Origin of the sequence: Paenibacillus montaniterrae (genome assembly GCF_018403185.1) — a bacterium.
In the GTDB taxonomy this organism is placed as follows: domain Bacteria; phylum Bacillota; class Bacilli; order Paenibacillales; family Paenibacillaceae; genus Pristimantibacillus; species Pristimantibacillus montaniterrae.
Genome location: NZ_BOSE01000004.1, coordinates 23,046 through 46,967, shown reverse-complemented (window position 1 = coordinate 46,967; position 23,922 = coordinate 23,046). Strand labels below are relative to the sequence as shown.

Sequence of the window (23,922 nt, the reverse complement as noted above, 5' to 3'; positions counted from 1 at the left end):
TGTCAAGCCATTGCGAGGTAGTATATTGTTCGGGCTGTATAATATAAAGTATGTAGGCTTCAAGGCCCGGCAAAGTAAAGGAGATAATGATATTGATTACTAGAACAGTTGCACAGCTTGCCGATATGAGTGGTGCAATTCTTAAATCCGAAAATAGAGAGCTTGTTGTACAAGGAATTAAGACCGATTCTCGTGAAGCAGCAGGCGAGTTGTTTGTGCCGATCGTCGGCGAGCGGTTTGATGGCCATCAATTTATTCATCAGGCGGTGCAAAATGGAGCGAAGGCGGCGCTTTGGAAAAAAGGCGTGCCTGTGCCTGAAGATTTGGCGCATATCCCTTTTCTGCATGTGCGCGATACGCTCGCTGCTCTGCAGAAGCTGGCGATGAGCTACCGCAGTGAGCTGTTTACGAGAGTCGTAGCGATTACTGGCAGCAACGGCAAGACGACGACCAAGGACATGACAGCCGCTTTGCTCGGTACAGCTTATAAAGTAAGCAAAACAGCAGGCAATCTCAACAACCATATCGGCTTGCCGCTGACGCTGCTTGCATTGGAAGAGGATACGGATGTCGCTGTAGTAGAGCTGGGGATGAGTGGCTTTGGCGAAATTGAGCTGCTTACTAAAATTGCTCAGCCTGATGTAGCGATTATAACGAATATTGGAGATGCGCATATGCTGCAGCTTGGCAGTCGGCGCGGCATTGCGCAAGCCAAGCTGGAAATTATTCAAGGCCTTGGCGAAGAGGGCGTATTCATTTACAACGGCGATGAGCCTTTGCTGCAGGAAGAAATGGCGAAGCTGTTTATGCCGCAGACGATTGAGAAGAAAACATTCGGGCTTGCGCCGGGCAATGACTGGTCCGCTTCGCACATTGAGCTTGACCCGTTTGGCAGCACATTTGAGGTGCGTTATTTGGGCGCGGCGTGCAGTGTGGGACAGCAACATATCGCCATACCGGGCCGTCATAATGTAAGCAATGCACTGGCAGCAATTGCAGTGGCGCGCTTGTTCGGCGTCCCGGCAGACCAGATTAAGCACGGCTTTGAAGCGATGCAAATTAGCGGCATGCGGATCGCGCCTGCGAAAGCCCACAACGGGGCGATTATTCTTAATGATGCCTACAATGCCAACCCGACTGCAACCAGGGCAGCGATTGACTTGCTGGCCAATCTGACCGGCTTCCGCAAAAAATGGCTGGTGCTGGCAGATATGCTTGAGCTCGGACCTGATGAAGCCAAGCTTCACTTGGAAATGGGACAGTATGCAGATTCATCAAAGGTAGATGCGGTCGTGGCATACGGCACGCTTGCTGAACACATTATTCAGGGCGCAAGCGAACATTTTTCCGATAGTGAGCAATTGCAGCATTTTTCAACGAAGGAAGCTTTAATAGCTTGGCTGCTGCCTCGCGTAATGCCGGAAGATCTCGTTCTGGTGAAAGGCTCGAGAGGTATGAAGATGGAGCAGGTTGTCGAAGCTTTGGAAAAGGGGTGAGTGTATGGACATGATGGTCATTTTACTATCATTAGGAGTTTCTTTTATACTAGCAGTTTTATTCGGACCATTGTTCATACCGCTATTAAGACGCTTGAAATTCGGTCAGCAAATTCGTGAGGATGGCCCGCAAAGCCATTTGAAGAAGAGCGGAACGCCTACGATGGGCGGCATCATCATCATGCTTGCATTTTTGATTGCATTTATCAAGTTTGCTGGCAAGTCCGATGAGTTTTGGGTGCTGCTTACCGCTTCATTAGGCTTCGGCATCGTCGGCTTTCTTGATGATTATATTAAAATCGTATTTAAACGCTCGCTAGGCTTGACTGCTAGGCAAAAGCTGATCGGTCAGCTGCTGTTCTCCATTATTGTGTGCTGGCAGCTGTTCAATATGGGGCACAGCACGGAGCTGTTCATTCCAGGCACTTCGGCAGGCATTGATTTGGGCTGGTTCTACTATCCGTTTGTCGTCATTATTATGTTTGCTGCAAGCAACTCGGTCAACTTCACCGACGGAGTCGACGGCTTGCTGGCAGGAACGAGCGCGATTGCCTTTGGAGCCTTTACAATTATCGCATTAAAGATGGTAGAGTATGATGCTGCCATCTTTTCAGCGGCAATGGTAGGCGGCGTGCTAGGCTTTCTCGTTTATAATGCCCATCCGGCAAAAGTGTTTATGGGCGATATGGGCTCGCTTGGAATTGGCGGAGGAATCGCGGCAGTAGCAATTTTAACGAAAACGGAGCTGCTGCTTATTCTGATCGGCGGCGTATTTGTTCTCGAAATGCTATCTGTCATTATTCAGGTTACTTCGTTTAAGCTGCGTAAAAAGCGAGTTTTCAAAATGAGTCCGATTCATCACCACTTTGAACTGTCGGGCTGGTCGGAATGGAAGGTTGTAACCGTATTTTGGTCAGTCGGGCTGCTGTTTGCCGTAACCGGACTAATGCTTGTTATATAATCATGCTGCTACGGTTCTCGCATGGCGAGAACCGTTTCGGCTATATGTACATATTGTTAAAGTGAGGTCGTTGATATGAAGCATCCATCGCAGTTTAAAAATGAAAAAATCATCGTACTAGGCCTGGCCAGAAGTGGAGTAAGCGTGGCCAAGCTGTTTCACCAGCTTGGCGCCATCGTCACTGTCAATGATCGTAAATCGCGTGAGCAATCACCTGAGGCTGCTGAGCTCGAGGCGCTTGGAATAAACGTGATATGCGGCTACCATCCGGAGGATTTAGTGCAGGCAGACACGGCATTGCTTGTAAAAAATCCGGGTATTCCTTATCATGCCGCGCCGATCGTGCGCGCTCAGCAATTGGGAACCGAGGTTGTAACCGAGGTGGAAATCGCCTACTGGCTTAGCAAAGCGCCGATTATCGGCATAACTGGCTCCAACGGCAAGACGACAACGACGACCTTGATCGGCGAGCTGTTGACCGCAGCGGGGCTCAACCCTGTTGTAGGCGGCAATATCGGCTTGCCGTTATGTGAAATCGCTTTGGAGGTTACTGAGCAGGACTGGATCGTAGCCGAACTAAGCAGCTTTCAGCTAAAAGGAACGATTGCCTTTGCGCCGCAAATTGCGCTTATTCTCAATTTGGCAGAAACCCATCTCGATTATCACGGCGATATGCAGGATTATATCGGATCAAAAGCGAAAATATTAGAGAATCAAAGTGAAGGCGATGTCGCTATACTGAATTGGGATGATCCGGTTACGCGGGCATTTATCAATGATTGCAAGGGAATCAGCTTCCCGTTTTCAATATATGATACATTGGAGCAGGGGGTTTACATAGACCCTCCGTTTGCGCCAATCGTGGAAGGAGAGCCACTGCCGAATGCCGCAGAGGAAGCAGCAGTGCGCAGCATCGTCTACCGCAAATCGCAGAACGAGCCTGCGCAAACATTAATGCCGCTGCAAAGGCTTGGCATTCCCGGACGGCACAATGCCGCCAACGCGATCGCAGCGATTGCTGCCTGCCTGATGGCTGGCGCCAAGCCGGAAGCGCTTGTTGCGCCGCTGGAGCAGTTTCGCGGCGTTGAGCACCGCTTGGAGTATGTGGGCGAGCATCGCGGTATAACCTTCTATAATGATTCCAAAGCAACCAATTCGATTGCAACCATGATGACGATCCGCTCCTTGTCGGCGCCAATTGTGCTTGTTGCTGGCGGACTGGATCGCGGCTCAAACTATATGGAGCTGCTGCCAATATTCCGCGATCGGGTCAAGGGTCTTGTAGCAATCGGAGAAACGCGCTTCAAGCTGGAGCAGGTGGCGAAAGCGGCAGGTTTAGAACGAATCGAGATCGTCGAACCTAAAGCTAGCGCCGAACAAACGCTTGACGCAGCAGTAAAGCTGGCGGATCAGCTTGCTGAAGCAGGAGATATCGTGCTGTTGTCTCCGGCCTGCGCGAGCTGGGATATGTTTTCATCTTATGAGCAAAGAGGAAGCATGTTTAAACAATCGGTGCATACCTTGTAAGTAGGGGGCTTGTCCCTACTTCAATATATAGAGGTGTGTATAGTTATGGTTAAGGCTCGCTCTGCCCCAGACATCTGGCTGTTAATATCGATATTGCTAATACTAGGCATTGGTTTGATGATGGTGTATAGCGCCAGCGCGGTAAAAGCTTTTCATGAGTTTGGTGATAAGTTTTACTTTTTGAAGCGGCAGGCCATTTTTGCAGGCTTGGGCTTGTTCATGATGATGCTGCTTTCAAGAGTAAATTATACAATATGGAAAAAATGGGCACCTACGCTGCTTATTGTTTGCTTCGGGCTGCTGCTCGTAGTGTTGATACCTGGAATCGGCGTTGTGCGCGGCGGCGCGCGCAGCTGGCTCGGTATCGGCTCATTCGGCATTCAGCCATCGGAATTTATGAAGCTGGCAATGATTATTTTTCTTGCCAAATGGCTTTCGATCGAGCAGCAAAAAATCACTCAATTCACGAAAGGCTTGTTACCACCGCTAGGACTTGTGTTTCTGGCATTCGGCTTAATTATGCTGCAGCCGGATTTAGGAACAGGAGCGGTGATGGTAGGCGCATCCATGATTTTGATATTTACTGCTGGCGCAAGAATGGCGCATCTGGGCGGGCTGGCGCTGCTCGGCGTAGCCGGCTTTGTTGGCTTAATTATTGCCGCTCCCTATCGGTTGAAGCGGATTACTTACTTTCTTGACCCGTGGGCTGACCCGCTTGGCGGCGGCTATCAAATTATTCAGTCGCTATTTGCGATTGGGCCAGGCGGACTGGTGGGGCTAGGATTGGGAGCGAGCCGCCAAAAGTTCAGTTACTTGCCTGAGCCGCAAACCGATTTTATCTTTTCGATTTTAGCTGAAGAGCTTGGCTTTATCGGTGGTACGACCTTGATCCTGCTGTTTTTAATCGTCGTATGGCGCGGCGTTCGCACTGCAATTGCAGCGCCTGACACATTTGGTAGCTTAATGGCGATTGGCATTACGAGCATTATCGGAGTACAGGTACTGATCAATATTGGTGTCGTAATCGGAATGATGCCAGTAACGGGTATTACGCTGCCGCTCGTTAGCTATGGCGGATCTTCGCTGACGCTGCTATTGACAGCGCTAGGCATCCTGCTTAATATTTCTCGATATTCGAGGTGACATTATGAAAATCTTGTTAACTGGTGGCGGTACAGGTGGTCATATTTATCCAGCTTTGGCGATTGCGCAGTATATGAAGCAGCAGGAGCCTTCAACCGAGCTGTTATATATAGGAACCGATAAAGGAATGGAAAGCAAAATTGTGCCTCGTGCCGGCATTCCTTTTGAAAGCATAGAAATTACAGGCTTCAAGCGGAAACTGTCCTACGATAATGTACGGACAGTTATCCGTTTTTTACAGGGAGTGTCGCGCTCCAAGCAGTTGATCAGAAAATTCAAGCCAGATGTGGTCGTAGGAACTGGAGGGTATGTATGCGGGCCTGTCGTATATGCGGCAGCCCGCTTAGGCGTGCCAACCTTTATTCATGAGCAAAATGCGATTCCCGGCTTGACTAACAAATTTTTAACGCGCTTTGTTTCTCATGTTGGCGTCAGCTTCGAGGACTCGCTTGCCGCCTTTGCCAAGGCGAAGCAGGTGAGCTTTACCGGCAATCCCTGCGCAAGCCAGGTGCTGGAGGCGATGCCAGGGCGCGGCAGAGCCTCGCTCGGCCTTGCGCCGAATCAGCGCTATGCCTTGATTGTCGGAGGCAGCAGAGGGGCTAAGGCGCTTAATGAGGCCGTTATTGCTATGGCAGAGGAAAGCAGTCTGCTAGAGCGGCTGACGCAGCATGTGCTGGTGTTCGCTACGGGTGAAACGTATTACGAGGGAACGAGGCAAGCGCTTGCTGATAGCAAAGCCGTTGCAAGCGGCAAAATTATGCTGATGCCCTATATTAACAATATGTCCGAGGTGCTGACGGATGCCTCGATCGTAGTTAGCCGCTCCGGCGCTTCCTCGCTCGCCGAAATTACCGCGCTAGGCAAGCCGTCGATTTTAATCCCGTCGCCTAATGTGACGAACAATCACCAAGAAGCGAATGCCCGCAGTCTGGAGGCTGTTGGCGCGGCAGAAATTATACTTGAGCAGCAGCTCACTGGCAAGGTGCTGCTGGAGAAAATGGTTTCGCTCTTGCTGGATGAGCATCGTCTGGCCAAAATGTCCCAGGCGTCATTGTTTTTAGCCGTTCCTAACTCGACAAGCCGGATCGCGCTTGCTCTAAATCGAATTATGAAACGCAAATAAGATCGCAGCTGGGCGATTGTCACATAAATGAGCGCTAAGGCATAAGATACCGTATAATTCGTGATCAGAGCTATGCGAAGCCTTCGCTTGCGCTCATTGAACTGTGATTGCTTGAGAATATAGTCGATCTATTTCTCAGAAGGAGGAGAACATAATGAATCTATTTATAGAGGAGCTTGAAGAGCAAAATATTGGGGAATATCTCTTCAATGAACCGCTATCGAAGCATACAACCTGGAAGATTGGCGGCAACGCTGATTTGATGATCTATCCTCAAGGCAAGGAACAGCTCATTATGCTAATCAAACTGCTTAACAAGCATCAGGTGCCATGGACGACGATCGGACGCGGCTCTAATATGCTTGTAAGCGATAAAGGAATTCGCGGCGTCGTCATCAAGCCCGGCAAAGGGCTGGACTATGTCCGCTTTGAGGGCAGCACAGTTATTGCTGGAGCAGCCTATTCCTTCGTTAAGCTTGCAGTCACTGCTGGAAGACAGGGACTTACTGGACTAGAGTTTGCTGGTGGTATTCCAGGTACAGTAGGCGGTGCTGTTTATATGAACGCTGGCGCGCATGGATCGGATGTATCACGTATTTTCAAGTCTGCTGAGATTGTACTGTCAAACGGAGAATTGGTTACCTATTATAGCGAAGATATGAATTTCTCATATCGTCATTCCATTTTGCAGGAAATGCAAGGCATCGTCGTAGAAGCAACCTTTGAGCTTGCTGAGGGAGAGCGCCAGCATATTACTTCGGAAATGGGAAGACTCAAGGAACGTAGATTGCAAACGCAGCCGCTGAAATCGGCTACTGCGGGCAGTGTATTCCGCAACCCGCCAGGCGATTTCTCGGCACGGTTAATTGAGGAAGCGGGCCTCAAAGGGTTCCAATGTGGAGGAGCACAAGTATCCGAGCTTCATGCCAATTTTATCGTCAACACAGGACAGGCGACAGCTAATGACGTACTCGCTCTAATTACCCATATTCAAGGCGTTATCAAGGAGCGAAATGGCATCCTCTTAATACCTGAAGTATTGGTGGTGGGCGAACGGTAATTCGGAGGTGATACATTGGACAGATTGGTGATCGAAGGCGGCAAGCCTTTGTCAGGAACTGTTATAATCCAAGGTGCCAAAAATGCGGTGCTGCCGATTATGGCTGCCAGTCTGCTGGCTGAAGGAACAACCGTACTTGAAAATGTTCCTCATTTGCTTGACATCGAGGTTATGATTTCGATCTTGCGAGAGCTTGGCTGTCGGGTTGAGCACAAGGGAAGTACGATTATCATTGACACAAAGCATGCATCTGCCTCGCATGTGCCCGAAGGGCTAATGAAGCGGATGCGGTCTTCCATTTTTTTAATGGGACCATTGCTCGCTAAGTATGGCAGGACTCAAGTATACCAGCCAGGTGGCTGTGCAATCGGTGAACGAAAAATCGATATTCATCTGGATGGTCTTAAGGCACTTGGAGCATCGATTGAAGAAACGGGAAATTCAATCATTTGCAGTGCGGAAAAGCTGGTAGGTGCTGATATTTATTTGCATTTTCCAAGCGTAGGCGCTACAGAGAACATTATGATGGCAGCGGTGCTTGCCGAAGGTCGTACGACGATTACAAATGCAGCGCGAGAGCCGGAAATTCAGGACCTGCAGCATTTTCTGAATGCGATGGGGGCCAAGGTGCTTGGCGCTGGAACGGACACGATTACGATTGACGGAGTAAAGTCCTTGAAGCCGTGTGAGCATCGCGTTATCCCCGACCGGATTGTTACGGGGACGTTAATGATTGCCGCCGCTGCAACAAGAGGTCATATTACATTGCATAAGACGCAGCCCAGTCATTTAAGCTCGCTCATTCATGTCATGCGTCGCGCAGGTATTCAAATCCAGGTAGACGGTGATATAATTAGAGTCGACAGCCGTGTACGCAGTAAAGCTGTTGAAAAAATTGTAACTGCACCGTATCCTGCATTTCCAACCGATCTTCAATCTCAAATGATGGTGATGCTTGCTTTGGCTGATGGAGTAAGTGTCATTAAGGAAACGATTTTTGAAGGTCGCTTAAAGCATGTGGATGAGCTTTCTCGCATGGGCGCCGACATTCGAGTGGACATGAACACCGCTTATATTCGCGGCGTGCCTCGACTGTACGGAGCTACCGTGGAGGCTACAGACTTGCGGGCGGGTGCAGCGTTAGTTATCGCAGGGCTGGCAGCACAGGGCAAAACAGTTGTCGAGCGCATTCATCACATTGACCGGGGCTATGAAAGAATTGAGGATATGCTTTCTCTGCTCGGTGCGAAAATTACGAGATTAACAGCACTTTCCAAAAATGAATCCTATGCGCAGTAGTCATTGGAATGATAATCGGCTTCCTCATCTCTGGTGAGGAGGCCGCGTTGTATTAAGGAGTGGACGAGCAATGCAAACTCAAGCCGAATTGCCAGTGCTTAAGGAGCCGGAACCGAAAAAGAAAAGCAATGCAAAGCTGATTGCCATTCTGGTTGTATTGTTTATAGCGCTGTTAGCCATTATTTTCTTTAATTCTTCTTTAAGCAAAATTACTGAGGTGGAAGTTACAGGCGCGCAATTTGTTAGCAGCACTGAAATTATGAAGCATACGGGCATCGCGGTTGGCGATTCCTTCATGTTCAGCTCGGCGCGCAAAATCGAGCAATCGCTGCTGCAAAACAGCAGCATTCAGGAAGCGACCGTTACGAAGCAATTTCCAGGCAAGCTGAAAATCCATGTTCAGGAGTATAAGGTAGTCGCTTTTGAGCTTGACGATAATGGAGATATTGTTGCGCTGCTCTCAAGCGGGGCCAGTATAGTGACAAGCAGCGAGCGAATGCAAATTATGGACAAGCCGATTTTGACCGGCTGGGATGCGGAGGATATGAACAAAAAGGAGCTGGTGAAGCAGTTGGGCACGATCGACAGCTCGCTGCTATCCGACATCTCCGAAATCTCGCCGATTCCGTCACAAGCGTTTCCTGACCGGATTTTAATCTATACGCGCACCAAATTTGAAGTTGTGACAGCGATCAGCTTGCTGCCGGAGAAGATCGAAACGATCAATGGTGTCATTGAAACACAAGCGCCTGGTCGTTTGACGCTGCTGCTAGCGGATACTTTTGTACCTTTCCCAGAAATTGGAGAGGAAGAAAACGCTGAAACCGAGTAAACGGTGCAAAAAGACTCTACTCAACGACTATAAACAATGGTAAAATTTTAAGGAGACTACAAACCCGCAGACAAGCTAGCTCTTTTTTCCTAGGAGCGTTTTTTCTCTAACAGAATATAGGATTATATACCTGTATTTAAATAAAAGTTGAGAAAATAATGTTGAAAAAAGAGGGAAAGCGTAATATTTGTTGAATAGATGATAGTGGGCTTATCCCAATAACTATGAGAAGGCGATAGAATATCCTTTATTCATCGTTACAACTATAAACATTTATTGAAACGGAGGTGCCGCGCAGTGAGCAACGGTGACATTATTGTCAGTTTGGACATCGGTACATCCAAGGTTCGTGCAATTATCGGTGAAATTAACGATGGTGCAATTAATATCATTGGTGTTGGTACAGCAGACTCGGAAGGTATACGTAAAGGTGCGATCGTTGATATCGATCAAACGGTTCAATCTATTAAAAATGCGGTTGAACATGCAGAACGCATGGTAGATATTGATATTTCTGAGGTTTATGTTGGCATACAAGGCAGTCACATTGGTGTTCAAACCAATCACGGTGTCGTCGCCGTCTCGAACGGGGATCGGGAAATCGGAGAAGAGGATATTGAACGCGTGCTGCAGGCTGCCAAAGTCGTAACGCTACCACCAGACCGTGAAATTATTAACCTTGTACCGAAGCAGTACATCGTGGACGGATTGGAAGGAATTTCTGATCCGCGAGGCATGATTGGAGTAAGATTAGAGGTTGAGGCTACCGTCATTACTGGGGCAAAGTCAGCAGTACATAATCTCGTAAGATGCGTCGATAAAGCTGGCCTTAAAATCAACGGTGTTATTTTGTTGACTCTTGCTTCTGGCGTAATGACGCTATCGAAGGACGAGAAGGCTAATGGAACGGCACTGGTAGATATCGGCGGAGGCTCAACTACTATTGCAGTCTATGAAAATGGAGGCATCAGTGCGATTTCGACGCTACCGATCGGTGGTCAATTTGTAACGAATGACATCGCGTACGGTCTTCGTTCACAGAGCGATCACGCCGAAAAAATCAAGCTGAAATTTGGATGTGCCAATGTTGCAGATGCGGCAGAAGAAGTAAAATTCAAAGTAACTCGCATGGGCAGCAATGTTGAAAAGGAATTCTCGCAGAAGGATTTGGCCAGCATTATCGAGCCGCGGATGCAAGAAATTTTTCAACTGATTAAAGCAGAGGTGGCGGCGCTTGGCTACGCTGATACAGTAGAAAGCTATGTGTTGACTGGCGGCTCAGTCTCCTTGCCAGGCACATTGACTTTGGCTCAAGAAGAGCTTCAAGCAAGTGTAAGAATTGCTTTACCTGATTATATCGGTGTAAAGGATCCTTCATATAGCAGCGGAGTTGGAATGATTCAGTATGTCTCAAAATACATGGGTGTCCGAGGAGCTAGCACAACTACGAAGAAGCCAGTTAGTCGCAAAGGAAACACTCCAGCTTCGTCCAAACCCCGTATGTTAGAACGAATAAAAAATATGTTTCAGGAATTTATTTGACAGGGGGAATCGTGTAGATGTTGGAATTCGACTTAGAACTAGAGCAGCTAGCTCAAATTAAAGTAATTGGTGTAGGTGGCGGCGGAAGCAATGCCGTTAACCGCATGATTGAAAATGGTGTAAAAGGTGTAGAATTTATAACGGTTAATACGGATGCGCAGGCGCTGAATCTGGCTAAAGCTGAGCACAAGCTGCAAATAGGCGACAAGCTGACTCGCGGACTTGGTGCAGGAGCCAATCCTGAAGTAGGAAAAAAAGCAGCGGAGGAGTCCCGTGATCTGATTGCCAACCAGCTTAAAGGTGCGGATATGGTTTTTGTAACTGCTGGAATGGGTGGCGGCACAGGTACGGGCGCAGCTCCGGTTATAGCAGAAATCGCTCGCGAATGCGGCGCGTTAACGGTAGGCGTTGTAACACGACCGTTCACGTTCGAGGGACGCAAGCGCTCTGGACAAGCCGAGAACGGAATCGAGGCGCTTAAGGAAAAAGTTGATACGCTAATCGTTATTCCGAACGACCGCTTGCTAGAGATTGTAGATAAAAAGACGCCGATGCTTGAAGCGTTCCGCGAGGCGGACAATGTGCTTCGCCAAGCGGTGCAAGGTATTTCGGATTTGATTCAAGTGCCAGGCTTGATCAACCTTGACTTTGCCGATGTCAAAACGATTATGACAGAGCGTGGCTCTGCGCTGATGGGGATTGGCCTGGCAACAGGTGAAAATCGTGCAGCAGAAGCAGCTCGCAAGGCGATTCAAAGCCCGCTGCTTGAAACTTCGATTGATGGCGCGCGCGGCGTTATTATGAACATAACAGGCGGCAGCAATCTGTCGCTGTATGAAGTCAATGAAGCGGCAGAAATTGTCATTTCTGCTTCTGATCCGGAAGTAAACATGATTTTTGGTGCAATTATTGATGAAGATTTGAAGGATGAAATCAAGGTGACGGTTATTGCCACTGGCTTTGAGTCAAAAGCGGCAGAAGCTCCGCCAAGACGCCAAGTTGGTCAATCATCCGATGCTGGTGATACGGGAAAGTCTCAAGCGGCGAAGCCTATTGGAACCAATCTTTCTAGCGATTTGGAAATTCCGGCTTTCTTGCGTCGCAAATAACAGCATAGACAAACATACTCAAGCTGTCTGTTTCGCAGGTTTACCTGTGAAGCAGGCAGCTTTTTAATTTTCATCTCGCTACGGCCCAGAGTGATCTTGCAGTCGCTTTTTAAAGTCCGATTCTTAGTTGGAAGAAGACAAAGGAAGAATCGGACTTTAAAGGCGACCCGCTGCGCTTTCCAGAATCACTCTGGGCCTCCGCTAGGTGCCAGCCAGCTAGAGCAGCGATGTCTTTGTTGCATGCTTGTACAATGCAGCTGGCGTAGGCGAGGAAGTCGCTGTGGTCCAGAGCGATCGGCAATTGGCTAAGGAATTTGGATAACGCTATTTGCAGTTAAGGAAGTGTTTTCAACTCTAATGAATGTATATCGTCTTATTAGGTGGATTTCATTGTGATTGAGGCAATATTCGAGCCCTTAGCGTTATAAATATTCGTTAGATTTCGATTGATTTCAATTTGATCATTATAACGTTACACAGATTCTTTAGATCCTTCACTTCCCCTATGAGCATCCTCAGAATATTATCATCAGTGTACTTACACACGTCGCCTCCTCGAAACCAGCCCAGTGACTCCCTAGAAAAAGGCTACCAACGGAGCAACCAAGCCGACGGAAAGCGAAGCGTCAGGCCTTGCGGTCCTTTTTGCCCTGCTTAAAAATCGTTCCACAAAAAGGAGTGCAAAAGCCTGTGAAGACGGGCTTGTCTGCGGAGTGATGCCATGCAAGACGGGCTTGTCTGCGGAGCGCTGCAATGGGCGACAAAAATAGAGCGGTTAACGCGACATAAAATGACAGACTTTGGAATAAATATAACCTATACTGTTTACATTGTTTCTAGTTAAACAGTTTGCCCAATGTATAGATAAGCTTGGAGTTGGTAGAATGGCAGTTTATGCTGATGTAGTTTTTTTGCGCGAACTGCTTTTCGATGGTGTTATTTTACTGTTGACTGGCTGGGTGCGAGGAATGCGGCCGAAGCCTTGGAAATTGCTGCTTGCAGCGGCAATTGGCGCAAGCTATACGATTGCGATGCTGTTCCCAAGCCTGGCTGTCATGTACCATTTTTTTATTAAGCTGTTCGTTTCATGCTTGATGCTTTATATCTGCTACGGCTACTATTCCTTGCAAACCTACATGCGAGATTTAATCAGCTTCTATATGATCAGCTTCGTGCTTGCTGGCGGTTTGATGGGCATTTATTATATGCTGATGAGCAGCTCGAGCAAGGTATGGGCGACGATTATTTTTATTGGAGGCGACGTCACAACGAAGTGGCAGATGGGAACCTTTTACATTATTGTATGCAGCCTGCTTGTCATTTATTTATGGTCGCACTTTATCCGCAGCAAGCGAAAGCAGCAGCTGATGCAGCAGCATCTGGCCAAGGTGGAGCTCCAGCTTGCTGGACAGGTTATCCACTGTCAAGGCCTGGTGGACACTGGAAATCAATTGTATGACCCGCTTACCAAAACTCCAGTCATGATCATTGAAATAAGCGAGCTTGCTCATATGCTGCCGCCAAAGCTGGTTGAAGCGTTGCGGCAAAAGGATATGAACCAGGTTCTAAAGCTGATAACTGAGCTTCCAGAGATGGAGCGGTGGCAGGAGCGGGTACGGATCGTGCCTTATCGAGGAGTAAATCGCAATTCACAATTTATGCTTGCGCTTAAGCCTGACCTGGTGAAGGTTACTCATCAGGATGTAGTCTATGACACTGTAAAAGTGCTGCTTGGCTTCGATGGAGGGCAATTGAGCGCGGACGGCTCTTATCAAGCTATTGTTCATCCATCGTTAATTGTTCATCCAACTTCAACCGTTTCATAAGGGAGGATAATGATATGTTAGTCAAATATAAATTAATTGCGCAGTTAACCTATTATAAAATTTTGTTTAAGCTGGGCTTGAAATCAGAAACGATCTATTACATTGGCGGAAGTGAAGCATTGCCTCCTCCGTTGACGCGCGAAGAAGAAGAATATTTGCTGCAGCGCTTGCCTTCGGGAGATGAAGCGGTACGCTCGATGCTCATTGAGCGCAATTTGCGTCTCGTCGTCTATATTGCGCGCAAATTTGAAAATACAGGCATTAACATCGAGGATCTTGTTTCAATCGGTGCGATCGGTTTAATCAAGGCGGTCAATACGTTTGATCCGGAAAAGAAAATCAAGCTGGCCACCTATGCTTCACGCTGCATTGAAAATGAAATTTTGATGCATTTACGCCGCAATAATAAAACACGCACAGAGGTTAGCTTTGACGAGCCGCTTAACATTGATTGGGATGGCAATGAATTGCTGCTGTCAGATGTGCTGGGCACAGAGAACGATACGATTTATCGCAATATTGAAGAGCAGGTGGATCGCAAGCTGCTGCAAAAAGCGCTTGAAAAGCTGTCCGAGCGCGAGCGGATTATTATGGAGCTCAGATTTGGACTAGCTGATGGCGAAGAAAAAACACAGAAGGATGTTGCGGACATGCTCGGCATCTCGCAATCATATATTTCTCGCCTCGAAAAACGGATTATTAAAAGATTGCGCAAGGAATTTAATAAAATGTTGTAATAAAGCTGTGCGCTTCTGCTTAAAATATTGTGATGTACACTTTGCCTGGAAACGGCATATAGTATTGTGACAGGGAACCATTTGCTTTTGAGAGGATGTGTAGTAGGTAATGCCTTACAGCACGACTTCCATAGAATCCGTTATGCTCGGCCATGCCGGCTTTCAGCTAACGTTTGCCAATATGGAGCTGCAAAAAGATCCCAATGCGGTTATTGTCAAAGCCAATATAACGAATAGCGGCAACAATGAGGAAGCAATCAGCAGCCAGTATTTTATTTTGGCGTCTGGCTTAAAGGAAGCAGCTCCGAATGTAAGCTATATGAGTGAGCCCAACAAGCAAGGATGCCTGTGGACCTGGAAACGGCTTAAGCCAGGTGAAACCTGTACCATTATATTGCGATATCAGCTTGAGCCGGATGCGAGCAGCTACGATTTTAACTATTTGTATCGGCAGCAGGCCAAGCTGATCAAGCGATTCGAGTTCGAATAAATCAATATCAGAATTGCCGTGAGGCTGCCCTTGTGTGGGCGGCCTTGCGGCATTTTAAATGCAAGAGCTTGGCGAAGGGCAGCCTGCCTATTTAAGAAAACGGATCATTTTCAGTCAGCTGGAAATGTTGACCAAATCAATGCTTCAGCAGCCCCGAAAGCAAGGCAAAAGCCAGTTTTTCGGTATTTTCTAGTATTGTCGTAAAATGTCAGAGCAGGAATAAAATCATCCTCTGAGGAGATAATGATTGTTAGTTTCTCCTTGGGAGGTAATGATAATGACCCGTAATAAAGTTGAGATTTGTGGTGTAGATACCGCTAAGCTTCCAGTGCTTACTAACGTTGAAATGCGTGAACTATTCACAGCTCTGCAAACCCGCAATGAATGGGGAGCAAGAGAGAAATTAGTTAACGGGAATTTAAGATTAGTTCTCAGTGTCATTCAGCGATTTAACAATCGCGGAGAATTTGTAGACGATTTGTTTCAGGTTGGCTGCATCGGCTTAATGAAAGCGATCGATAACTTTGACCTCGGCCAAAACGTAAAGTTTTCTACTTACGCAGTGCCTATGATTATTGGCGAGATCCGCAGATACTTGCGCGACAACAATCCTATCCGCGTATCGCGAAGCTTGCGCGATATCGCCTATAAAGCATTGCAGGCGCGCGACAGCTTGACCAATAAATTTTCGCGTGAACCGACTGTACATGAAATTTCGGAGCTGCTCAATGTGCCGAAGGAGGATGTCGTATTCGCGCTTGATGCGATACAGGATCCTGTTTCGCTGTACGAGCCTATTTTCAATGATGGCGGAGACCCAATCTACGTATTGGATCAAATAAGCGATGAAAAAAACAAGGACATAACTTGGATCGAGGAAATTGCACTACGGGAGGCGATGCAGCGGTTAAATGAACGTGAACAAATGATCTTATCTATGCGCTTTTTTGAAGGTAAAACGCAAATGGAGGTGGCCGATGAAATCGGAATTTCCCAGGCGCAGGTGTCCAGGCTTGAGAAATCAGCAATCGGCCAAATGCAAAAGTACGTCAATACGTAAAGCAGGAGCTGTCAGGGAAAATCCCTGGCAGCTTTTTTGTAGTACAACTTCAAGATATATCTTCTTTTTACTTGTCATATACTAGTCTCATCATGGTGAGGGAGCGTGGAGGCATGAAAATATCGGATTTACAGTCCAAGGATGTCATCAATATTGTTGATGGAAAGAAGCTGGGCAATGTCAGTGATATTGAGCTTGATTTGAGACAAGGAAAAATAGATGCGATTGTAGTGCCGCAATTCCAGCGCATGTTTGGAATATTTGGCTCGGCTGGCTCCGAGATTATTATTCCATGGCGAAATATTGTAAAGATTGGCGAGGACGTCGTGCTTGTCCGTCTGGAAGAGGCAAAGGCGATTCGCAGCGAGGAAGAAGATTTGCATGCGCATCCTTAACAGGCTACACTTATGACAGAGGCTATACGTAGGGGGAAGGAAATGGAACCGTTTGTGATACAGACAGCAGCTGAGCATCAACATCAGCTATTGCTAGAAGGCTGGATCGAGCAGGAGCAAAGCTTAACCGCGGGCTTTACAACCCGCAAGGGCGGAGTCAGCAGCCCACCCTTCAGCTCATTCAATATCGGTTTGCACGTCCATGATCAGGCTGAGGCGGTGCTAGCGAACCGCAGGCGCCTGACTGACAGCCTGGGCTTCAGCTTTGATGCGTGGACATGCGGCGAGCAGGTGCATGCCAATAAAGTGGCTGTCGTTACCGCGAATGAACGCGGCAAAGGACGCAGCTCCATGGAGGATACACTGCCAGGCGTAGATGGAATTATAACGAATGAACGGGATGTGCTGCTCACGTCGTTTTATGCGGATTGTGTGCCGCTATATTTCTGGGATCCGCAGCATCATGCCGTTGGCTTGGCGCATGCTGGCTGGAAAGGGACAGTATCGGCTATTGCGTTGAATATGGTGGAAGCGATGCGGAATGCCTTTGGCACAGAGCCGCATCAGCTGCGCTGTGCCATCGGGCCTGCGATAGATCAATGCTGCTATGAGGTAAATGAAGTAGTTATTGAGCGAATTTATGAGCTGTGGCAGCAATTAGCGCTTCCGAATCAGCTGCTTGACCTAGTCTTAAAGAAGCAAAATGAAAATAAAGCAATGATAAACTTGAAAGAAATAAATCGACAGATTATGATAAAAGCAGGAATCCTGGCGAGTCATATCGAAATAAGTGAGTGGTGTACTGGCTGCAGACGCGATTTGTTTTACAGCCATCGTATGGAAAATGGCAAAACAGGACGAATGGCTAGCTGGATTGGATTGCGAAAAGGGTGAGCAAGATGAGCATACAAGATCGCTTACAAGCGGTACGAGAACGGGTTGAAGCAGCGGCCAAACGCTCTGGACGAGCTGCTTCGGAAATTCATGTTGTCGGTGTAACCAAGTATGTGTCGACATCAAGCACTGTTGCAGCTTTGCAGGCAGGAGTGGTTGAGCTTGGGGAAAATCGTTGGCAGGTTGCCAAGCCAAAATGGGATTACATACATGAGCATAAATTAGAGCTGCCAGAACCGATCTGGCATTTTATCGGCTCTTTGCAAAGCAATAAAGTAAAGGATGTCGTCGGCCGCTTCGATTATCTCCATTCATTGGATCGCCTTTCATTGGCGGAAGCGCTGCAGAAGCAAGCTGAAAAAATGGATGCAAGCATCAAATGCTTTATTCAAGTGAATGTTTCGGGCGAGCAGTCAAAGCAAGGCTTGAAGCCCGAGGAGGTTCGCCCATTTATAGAGGAGATCAAGCGCTTCGATCGTGTTCAGCCAATCGGCTTGATGACGATGGCGCCTTTTGAGCTCGAGGCGGAGCAGACAAGACCTGTATTCGCAGGCTTGCGGCAGCTTCGCGATCAGCTTCTGCAGGAAGGCGGTGCTGACTGTCCGATTAGAGAGCTGTCCATGGGCATGTCAAATGATTTTGAGGTTGCGATTGAGGAGGGTGCCACCTATATTCGCTTGGGCACCGTATTAATCGGCACAGAGGAGGATGAGCAATGAGTGTTTTCGGCAAATTTATGAACTATTTCGGGTTGCAGGAGGAAGAAGAAATTGTAGAGCGCGAGCAGATTCCGGCTCAAGAAGATCAAGAAGTTGAAACGAATCGCTTTGAGCAACGTAAACAAACAAAGAATTCGCATTTGACAAGCGTAGGCGGCAATGTCGTAAGCCTTCACACACAAAAAAATACACGTATGGTGCTTTGTGAGCCAAAAAGCTATGACGAAGCTCAGCAAATTGCAGATGAAATTCGCAATCGCCGTTCTGTAGTAGTAAACCTGCAGCGGGTTCGCTCAGAGCTGGGCCTTCGAATTGTCGACTTTCTATCGGGTACAGTTTATGCGCTGAATGGCTCGATCTCCAAGCTCGGTCCGAATATTTATTTGTGTGCTCCTGAATCTGTTGAGGTGCAAGGCTCGATCACAGAATTGTCTACAGAATAACATTAAATATAGAACGAGGTGACACATTTTTGTACTCCCTTATTGCAGATATTGTTGGCACACTATTTATGGTCTACTACTATTTGATGCTGGCATATATTCTAATGTCCTGGTTTCCGAATGCGCGTGAAAGCTCGATTGGGCAATTTATTGGCAGACTGGTAGATCCGTATTTGGCGATTTTCCGCCGCTTTATCCCACCGCTTGGCGGGATGCTTGATCTATCCCCGATCGTTGCCTTTATTGCACTGCGCTTTATTCAATCGGGTGTAGATTATTTGCTACGACTGCTGTTTCTGGCATAGCAGATGCTGCATAAATAACTTGTTAAGGTGATAAATCCATGAACAGTGGCTTTTACAGTCATTTTCATCCCGAGGAACGAGCATTCGTTGACCGTGCGCAGGAATGGATAGAAAGGTCCGCCGAGCTTCATGAGCTAAGGCGGACCGATTTTTTGGACCCGCGTCAGCAGTTTATAATTTCAACGCTTTGCAGTCGCAACGGGATGGTAAATATACGATTTGACGGCGGCTACGAAGCGGCTGAGCGCAAGCGAGCGCTAATCGCTCCAGATTATCGTGATCTGGAGTATGAGGATGCCGAGCTGTCTGTGCTGCAGGTGACAAGTCAGGCTGAAAAATTTCATGAGCTTGATCATGGCGATTTTTTAGGCGCTTTGCTTGGACTTGGCATCAAGCGCGATCGGATTGGCGATATTCATTTGCATGATTCATTTTGCCATATTGTTGTTGCTGATCAGATGTCGCAATTTCTCGATATTAGCTTGCGCCAGGTGCATCGCTTGCACGTATTGACAGATGTGCTGCCAATAGACAAGCTTCAGCCAGTGCAGCAGCGCCTGGAGGAGCTTTCCTTTACCGTAGCTTCAATGCGTCTTGACGGGATCGCCAGCGATGCCTATCGCATAAGCCGCAGTAAAATTGTTGATCCTATTAAGGCAGGGCGTTGTCGAGTCAATTGGAAAGCGGTGGAGGATCCTTCAGCCCAATTGCAAGCAGGCGATGTCGTATCGATTAAAGGGCTAGGTCGGTTTAAAGTATTAGAAGTAGATGGTGTCACAAAAAAAGGAAGAATCCGTGTAAAAATCGGCAAATATATTTAATATAATGCAGGAAATTGAAGGTCTCTGTCGAATACGTTTGATAACAGTTCCGAAAAGAGATGATCTATTCTTCTTATATTTATAGGAGGTGCTCCAATGCCATTGACACCATTGGACATACATAACAAGGAATTTTCACGCAGACTTCGTGGCTATGACGAAGACGAAGTAAACGAGTTTCTTGATCTTGTTATTAAAGATTATGAAGCGTTGATTCGTGAGAATAAAGAAATGCAAAATCAAATTCTTGCGCTGCAGGAGCGATTGAATCATTTCTCCAATATTGAAGATACATTAAGCAAAACAATTATTGTAGCTCAGGAAGCTGCCGATGAGGTTCGCAACAATGCGAAAAAAGAGGCTCAGCTTATTGTGAAGGAAGCTGAGAAAAATGCCGACCGCATTGTCAACGAAGCGCTGAACAAATCTCGCAAAATTTCGTTGGAGGTCGATGAGCTTAAAAAGCAAGCGTCGATCTACCGTGCGCGCTTCCGTACACTAGTTGAAGCCCAGCTTGAGCTGTTGACAGAGGAAGCATGGGAAAGCCTTGATATTAATAAGCAGGAAGCTCCAATTGCTGCGGCTGAATAAGTCGCAGCAGTTTTTATTTGACAATGACTGCTGAATCAGCTATAAATATTTTATAATTGATATTATTCGATGACGAGAACGAGTACATAGATGCTCACGCCTCAGAGAGCCGATGCTTGGTGAAAATTCGGTGCGTTGACATGTATGGAATATCATCTCCGAGAAGCTGCGCTGAACGGATTATAACGCTCAGTAAGCGTAGACGGCTGTCCCCCGATATCGGGATGCAAATGAGATGCATGGCTCATTTGCGTAAAGTGTCGCTCGAGTGCAATGATTTAAACCGAGCGGAACAAGGGTGGTAACGCGAGCAACCTCGTCCCTTTTTGGGGCGAGGTTTATTTTTGTTTAAATTAAGGGTTTTAATTAAAGAAGGGAGCGGTAAGCATGCAACGCGTAGATGTGAAAGAGCGTGCACGTACTCGCGAATTGCGGGTTTTGGAAAAGTGGAAGAAGGAAGATACGTTTAAGAAATCAATTGAAAACCGCGCTGACAAGCCAAACTTCGTCTTTTACGAAGGGCCGCCGACAGCGAACGGCAAGCCGCATATCGGCCATGTGCTGGGCCGCGTTATTAAAGACTTTATCGGCCGCTACCGCACGATGAGCGGCTACCGTGTGATCCGCAAGGCAGGCTGGGATACGCATGGATTGCCTGTAGAGCTTGGCGTAGAAAAGCAGCTTGGTATTTCTGGCAAGCAGGAGATTGAAGCATACGGCATTGAGAAATTCGTCAAGCAATGTAAAGCGAGCGTATTTGAATATGAGAAGCAATGGCGCGAGCTGACAGAAGCGATCGGCTATTGGACCGACATGGATAATCCTTATATTACGCTCGATAATCGCTATATCGAGAGCGTCTGGCATATTCTTGCGACGATTCATGAAAAGGGCTTGCTATACCGCGGACATCGCGTAAGCCCGTATTGTCCTTGCTGTCAAACGACTTTGAGCTCGCACGAGGTAGCGCAAGGCTATGAGGATGTAAAGGACTTGAGTGCGACAGCCAAATTCAAGCTGGTCGACTCGGACGAATACATTTTGGCATGGACGACTACACCTTGGACGCTGCCGGCCAACGTCGCTTTGGCTGTTAATCCGGAGCTGACTTATGTACGTGTTGCCAAGGACGGTGAGGTGTATATCGTTGCTGAAAACCTCGTCGAATCTGTTATGAAAGAGAATTACGAGGTGCTTGGCTCCTTGAAAGGCAGCGAGCTTGCAGGGCGCAGCTATACAGCACCGTTTAACTATGTGCCGATCGAAAAAGGTCATATCGTAATTGCTGGCGATTTTGTTAGTGATACAAGCGGTACAGGTATTGTGCATATCGCGCCAGCCCATGGTGAGGACGACTATCGCGTAGCGCGTCAAAACGGAATCAGCATGCTGGCTGTTGTCAACAATGCGGGACGCTACGTTGATGAGGTTACAGACTTGGCTGGCCGTTTCGTTAAGGATTGCGATGTCGACATCGTGAAAATGCTTAGCGAAAAAGGGCTGCTGTTTGCCAAAGAGCGCTATGAGCACAGCTATCCATTCTGCTGGCGCTGTAAATCGCCGCTGCTCTATTATGCAACAGAAAGCTGGTTCATCGAAACGACAGCCGTAAAGGAACAGCTTATTAAAAACAATAGCGAGGTTGACTGGTATCCTGGTCATATTCGCGAAGGGCGCTTTGGTAAATTCCTTGAGGATCTGGTTGATTGGAACATTAGCCGCAACCGCTATTGGGGAACACCGCTCAATGTTTGGATCTGCGAAGCGACAGGCAAGCAGTATGCGCCACGCAGCATTGCGGATTTGCGAGAGCGCGCTGTAGATTTTGTGCCTGAGGATATTGAGCTTCATAAGCCTTATGTCGATGATATTTTGCTTAAAAGCCCGTTTGCTGAAGGAGCGGTGATGCGCCGTACGCCTGAGGTTATTGACGTATGGTTCGACAGCGGCTCAATGCCATTTGCACAGCAGCATTATCCGTTCGAAAACAATGAAGTGTTCGCAGAACAGTATCCTGCTGATATCATTTGCGAAGGAATTGACCAAACACGCGGCTGGTTTTTCAGCTTGCTCGCGGTTTCAACGCTATTCAATGGCAAAGCGCCGTACAAGGCGGTCATTTCGACGGGCCATATTCTTGATGAAAACGGGCAAAAGATGTCCAAGTCAAAGGGCAATGTCATCGATCCATGGGAGATCATTAATGAATACGGCACAGACGCGTTCCGCTGGGCTTTGCTGGCTGACAGTGCGCCTTGGAACAGCAAACGCTTCTCGAAAGGCATCGTAGCAGAGGCCAAATCGAAGGTCATTGACACAATTGTCAATACTCATGCCTTTTATGCGCTATACGCCTCAATTGATGGCTACGAGCATGCTCAGCATGCGCCGCAGCAATCAAGCAACAAGCTGGATCGCTGGATTATTAGCCGCTTGAACAGCTTAATTGCAACAGTGGCCAAAGGACTGGATGCAAATGATTTCCTTAATCCTGCCAAAGCAATTGAAGTGTTTGTTGATGAGCTGAGCAACTGGTACATCCGTCGCTCGCGCGATCGCTTCTGGGGAAGCGGGCTGTCTGAAGATAAAATTGCCGCCTATCAAACCCTGCATCATGTGTTGATTACGCTGGCTAAAGTAATTGCACCGTATACGCCGCTAATTGCAGAGGATGTGTACAATAATTTGGGCGGCGGCGAAAGTGTGCATCTTGCTGATTTCCCTAAAGCGAATGAAAGCTTGATTGATGCCGAGCTTGAGCGAGATATGGAAAGCGCCAAAGTTATCGTCGAGCTGGCTCGCAATGTCCGCAATGAAACAAGCATCAAAACGCGTCAGCCATTGTCTGAGCTGATCGTTTCGCTTGATCGGGAATTTGAGCTAGCTTCTTATGAGGATATCATTAAGGATGAAATCAATGTGAAGCATATTACTGTGCAAAATTCGGATAGCGGCTTTGTCGACTTTACGTTGAAGCTGAATCTGAAGGTGGCTGGCCGCAAATTCGGCAAGCAGGTTGCACCTATCCAGCAGGCGTTCAAAGAAATGTCCGCTGAGCAAACAAGAGCGATTGTACAGCAAGGTCAGTACACATTTACGACAGAAGAAGGCGAGCAGCTTGTTGTTGCGCTTGACGAAATGCTTGTCGAGAAAAAAGCGAAATCAGGCTTCGCTTCAGCATCAGGCAATGGCATCACGGTTGCCTTGAACACGGATATTACGCCAGAGCTTGAGCAGGAGGGCTGGGTGCGTGAGGTAATCCGCGCTGTACAGGATACACGGAAAAAGCTTGACTTGCCTATCGAAAAACGGATCGATCTTGTGCTGCATGCTGATGATCAGCTGCAGGCAGCGTTGAAAGCATTTGACGAGCTGCTTCAAGAGAATTTGTTGCTGCAATCGGTAGCATTTGAGCAGCGAGCGGATATGGAAATTGTTCAGCTAGGCGACAAGTCTGTGGGCATTTTCATTAGCAAATAAGGATATATTAATACAAGCCCGCTTTGCCTGGGTGGCAAGCGGGCTTGTAGCTTTTATAGAAAGGATGAC

At 47.6% G+C, this 23,922-nt stretch carries 23 protein-coding genes and 1 other annotated feature; all 23 genes read left to right on the top strand.

The genetic code is table 11. The features are described from left to right. Positions 1–86 precede the first annotated feature (86 nt). Positions 87–1,496, top strand: coding sequence for a UDP-N-acetylmuramoyl-tripeptide--D-alanyl-D-alanine ligase (locus KJS52_RS11805; protein ID WP_373871360.1), 1,410 nt, complete (start codon positions 87–89; stop codon positions 1,494–1,496). A 4-nt stretch (positions 1,497–1,500) separates the two neighbouring features. Then, positions 1,501–2,457, top strand: coding sequence for a phospho-N-acetylmuramoyl-pentapeptide-transferase (gene mraY / locus KJS52_RS11800; protein ID WP_213515282.1), 957 nt, complete (start codon positions 1,501–1,503; stop codon positions 2,455–2,457). Between the two features lie 75 nt (positions 2,458–2,532). After that, positions 2,533–3,984: a UDP-N-acetylmuramoyl-L-alanine--D-glutamate ligase gene (gene murD, locus KJS52_RS11795; protein ID WP_213515280.1), complete on the top strand. Its 1,452-nt coding sequence runs from the start codon at positions 2,533–2,535 to the stop codon at positions 3,982–3,984. Between the two features lie 45 nt (positions 3,985–4,029). Continuing rightward, complete coding sequence (gene spoVE, locus KJS52_RS11790; protein WP_213515278.1) at positions 4,030–5,127, top strand: stage V sporulation protein E; 1,098 nt, start codon at positions 4,030–4,032, stop codon at positions 5,125–5,127. Between the two features lie 4 nt (positions 5,128–5,131). Continuing rightward, positions 5,132–6,250, top strand: a complete 1,119-nt coding sequence (gene murG, locus KJS52_RS11785; RefSeq protein WP_213515276.1) for an undecaprenyldiphospho-muramoylpentapeptide beta-N-acetylglucosaminyltransferase — start codon at positions 5,132–5,134, stop codon at positions 6,248–6,250. Positions 6,251–6,404: 154 nt separating this feature from the next. Then, positions 6,405–7,310: a UDP-N-acetylmuramate dehydrogenase gene (gene murB / locus KJS52_RS11780; RefSeq protein ID WP_213515274.1), complete on the top strand. Its 906-nt coding sequence runs from the start codon at positions 6,405–6,407 to the stop codon at positions 7,308–7,310. A 15-nt stretch (positions 7,311–7,325) separates the two neighbouring features. Continuing rightward, positions 7,326–8,609 (top strand): UDP-N-acetylglucosamine 1-carboxyvinyltransferase, encoded by a 1,284-nt coding sequence (gene murA, locus KJS52_RS11775; protein ID WP_213515272.1) that lies wholly within the window; start codon positions 7,326–7,328, stop codon positions 8,607–8,609. A gap of 70 nt (positions 8,610–8,679) precedes the next feature. Further along, complete coding sequence (locus KJS52_RS11770) at positions 8,680–9,441, top strand: cell division protein FtsQ/DivIB (RefSeq protein WP_213515270.1); 762 nt, start codon at positions 8,680–8,682, stop codon at positions 9,439–9,441. Positions 9,442–9,738: 297 nt separating this feature from the next. Next, positions 9,739–10,983, top strand: a complete 1,245-nt coding sequence (ftsA, locus tag KJS52_RS11765) for a cell division protein FtsA (RefSeq protein ID WP_213515268.1) — start codon at positions 9,739–9,741, stop codon at positions 10,981–10,983. 17 nt (positions 10,984–11,000) lie between these two features. Next, positions 11,001–12,092 carry a cell division protein FtsZ gene (gene ftsZ, locus KJS52_RS11760; protein ID WP_213515266.1) on the top strand — a complete coding sequence of 364 codons (1,092 nt, stop codon included), beginning with the start codon at positions 11,001–11,003 and terminating at the stop codon, positions 12,090–12,092. A gap of 884 nt (positions 12,093–12,976) precedes the next feature. Beyond that, positions 12,977–13,918: a sigma-E processing peptidase SpoIIGA gene (gene spoIIGA, locus KJS52_RS11755; protein WP_213515264.1), complete on the top strand. Its 942-nt coding sequence runs from the start codon at positions 12,977–12,979 to the stop codon at positions 13,916–13,918. 14 nt (positions 13,919–13,932) lie between these two features. Then, positions 13,933–14,655, top strand: coding sequence for an RNA polymerase sporulation sigma factor SigE (sigE, locus tag KJS52_RS11750; RefSeq protein WP_213515262.1), 723 nt, complete (start codon positions 13,933–13,935; stop codon positions 14,653–14,655). A gap of 109 nt (positions 14,656–14,764) precedes the next feature. After that, positions 14,765–15,145 (top strand): hypothetical protein, encoded by a 381-nt coding sequence (locus tag KJS52_RS11745; RefSeq protein WP_213515260.1) that lies wholly within the window; start codon positions 14,765–14,767, stop codon positions 15,143–15,145. Positions 15,146–15,203: 58 nt separating this feature from the next. Further along, entirely contained in the window at positions 15,204–15,338 is a 135-nt protein-coding gene (locus KJS52_RS27710; protein WP_281425590.1) for a hypothetical protein, read from the top strand. A gap of 84 nt (positions 15,339–15,422) precedes the next feature. Then, positions 15,423–16,205, top strand: coding sequence for an RNA polymerase sporulation sigma factor SigG (gene sigG / locus KJS52_RS11740; RefSeq protein ID WP_213515258.1), 783 nt, complete (start codon positions 15,423–15,425; stop codon positions 16,203–16,205). A 113-nt stretch (positions 16,206–16,318) separates the two neighbouring features. Beyond that, the gene (locus tag KJS52_RS11735; protein ID WP_213515256.1) at positions 16,319–16,600 is read left to right on the top strand and encodes a PRC-barrel domain-containing protein; all 282 of its coding nucleotides are present in this window, start codon (positions 16,319–16,321) and stop codon (positions 16,598–16,600) included. Positions 16,601–16,642: 42 nt separating this feature from the next. Continuing rightward, positions 16,643–17,494 carry a peptidoglycan editing factor PgeF gene (pgeF, locus tag KJS52_RS11730; RefSeq protein WP_213515245.1) on the top strand — a complete coding sequence of 284 codons (852 nt, stop codon included), beginning with the start codon at positions 16,643–16,645 and terminating at the stop codon, positions 17,492–17,494. 5 nt (positions 17,495–17,499) lie between these two features. After that, the gene (locus KJS52_RS11725; protein ID WP_213515243.1) at positions 17,500–18,213 is read left to right on the top strand and encodes a YggS family pyridoxal phosphate-dependent enzyme; all 714 of its coding nucleotides are present in this window, start codon (positions 17,500–17,502) and stop codon (positions 18,211–18,213) included. Further along, entirely contained in the window at positions 18,210–18,656 is a 447-nt protein-coding gene (locus KJS52_RS11720) for a cell division protein SepF (RefSeq protein ID WP_213515241.1), read from the top strand. The genes KJS52_RS11725 and KJS52_RS11720 overlap by 4 nt, the downstream gene beginning before the upstream one ends. Before the next feature lie 29 nt (positions 18,657–18,685). Beyond that, positions 18,686–18,961: a YggT family protein gene (locus tag KJS52_RS11715; protein WP_373871359.1), complete on the top strand. Its 276-nt coding sequence runs from the start codon at positions 18,686–18,688 to the stop codon at positions 18,959–18,961. Between the two features lie 38 nt (positions 18,962–18,999). Then, entirely contained in the window at positions 19,000–19,782 is a 783-nt protein-coding gene (locus tag KJS52_RS11710; protein WP_213515239.1) for a YlmH family RNA-binding protein, read from the top strand. Positions 19,783–19,878: 96 nt separating this feature from the next. Then, positions 19,879–20,373: a DivIVA domain-containing protein gene (locus tag KJS52_RS11705; protein WP_213515238.1), complete on the top strand. Its 495-nt coding sequence runs from the start codon at positions 19,879–19,881 to the stop codon at positions 20,371–20,373. A 60-nt stretch (positions 20,374–20,433) separates the two neighbouring features. After that, positions 20,434–20,700: a binding site (T-box leader), on the top strand. 60 nt (positions 20,701–20,760) lie between these two features. Continuing rightward, entirely contained in the window at positions 20,761–23,853 is a 3,093-nt protein-coding gene (gene ileS / locus KJS52_RS11700) for an isoleucine--tRNA ligase (protein ID WP_213515237.1), read from the top strand. Positions 23,854–23,922: the final 69 nt, after the last annotated feature.

Bases quoted from the DNA above. Each gene is read 5' to 3' on its own strand.
- KJS52_RS11735 (WP_213515256.1), top strand. From the start codon at position 16,319: ATGAAAATATCGGATTTACAGTCCAAGGATGTCATCAATATTGTTGAT.
- ftsZ (WP_213515266.1), top strand. From the start codon at position 11,001: ATGTTGGAATTCGACTTAGAACTAGAGCAGCTAGCTCAAATTAAAGTA.
- murG (WP_213515276.1), top strand. From the start codon at position 5,132: ATGAAAATCTTGTTAACTGGTGGCGGTACAGGTGGTCATATTTATCCA.
- KJS52_RS11745 (WP_213515260.1), top strand. From the start codon at position 14,765: ATGCCTTACAGCACGACTTCCATAGAATCCGTTATGCTCGGCCATGCC.
- KJS52_RS11770 (WP_213515270.1), top strand. From the start codon at position 8,680: ATGCAAACTCAAGCCGAATTGCCAGTGCTTAAGGAGCCGGAACCGAAA.
- KJS52_RS11720 (WP_213515241.1), top strand. From the start codon at position 18,210: ATGAGTGTTTTCGGCAAATTTATGAACTATTTCGGGTTGCAGGAGGAA.
- KJS52_RS27710 (WP_281425590.1), top strand. From the start codon at position 15,204: ATGCAAGAGCTTGGCGAAGGGCAGCCTGCCTATTTAAGAAAACGGATC.
- spoVE (WP_213515278.1), top strand. From the start codon at position 4,030: ATGGTTAAGGCTCGCTCTGCCCCAGACATCTGGCTGTTAATATCGATA.
- KJS52_RS11805 (WP_373871360.1), top strand. From the start codon at position 87: ATGATATTGATTACTAGAACAGTTGCACAGCTTGCCGATATGAGTGGT.
- mraY (WP_213515282.1), top strand. From the start codon at position 1,501: ATGGACATGATGGTCATTTTACTATCATTAGGAGTTTCTTTTATACTA.
- sigG (WP_213515258.1), top strand. From the start codon at position 15,423: ATGACCCGTAATAAAGTTGAGATTTGTGGTGTAGATACCGCTAAGCTT.
- murB (WP_213515274.1), top strand. From the start codon at position 6,405: ATGAATCTATTTATAGAGGAGCTTGAAGAGCAAAATATTGGGGAATAT.
- murD (WP_213515280.1), top strand. From the start codon at position 2,533: ATGAAGCATCCATCGCAGTTTAAAAATGAAAAAATCATCGTACTAGGC.
- spoIIGA (WP_213515264.1), top strand. From the start codon at position 12,977: ATGGCAGTTTATGCTGATGTAGTTTTTTTGCGCGAACTGCTTTTCGAT.
- ileS (WP_213515237.1), top strand. From the start codon at position 20,761: ATGCAACGCGTAGATGTGAAAGAGCGTGCACGTACTCGCGAATTGCGG.
- KJS52_RS11710 (WP_213515239.1), top strand. From the start codon at position 19,000: ATGAACAGTGGCTTTTACAGTCATTTTCATCCCGAGGAACGAGCATTC.
- KJS52_RS11705 (WP_213515238.1), top strand. From the start codon at position 19,879: ATGCCATTGACACCATTGGACATACATAACAAGGAATTTTCACGCAGA.
- KJS52_RS11725 (WP_213515243.1), top strand. From the start codon at position 17,500: ATGAGCATACAAGATCGCTTACAAGCGGTACGAGAACGGGTTGAAGCA.
- pgeF (WP_213515245.1), top strand. From the start codon at position 16,643: ATGGAACCGTTTGTGATACAGACAGCAGCTGAGCATCAACATCAGCTA.
- sigE (WP_213515262.1), top strand. From the start codon at position 13,933: ATGTTAGTCAAATATAAATTAATTGCGCAGTTAACCTATTATAAAATT.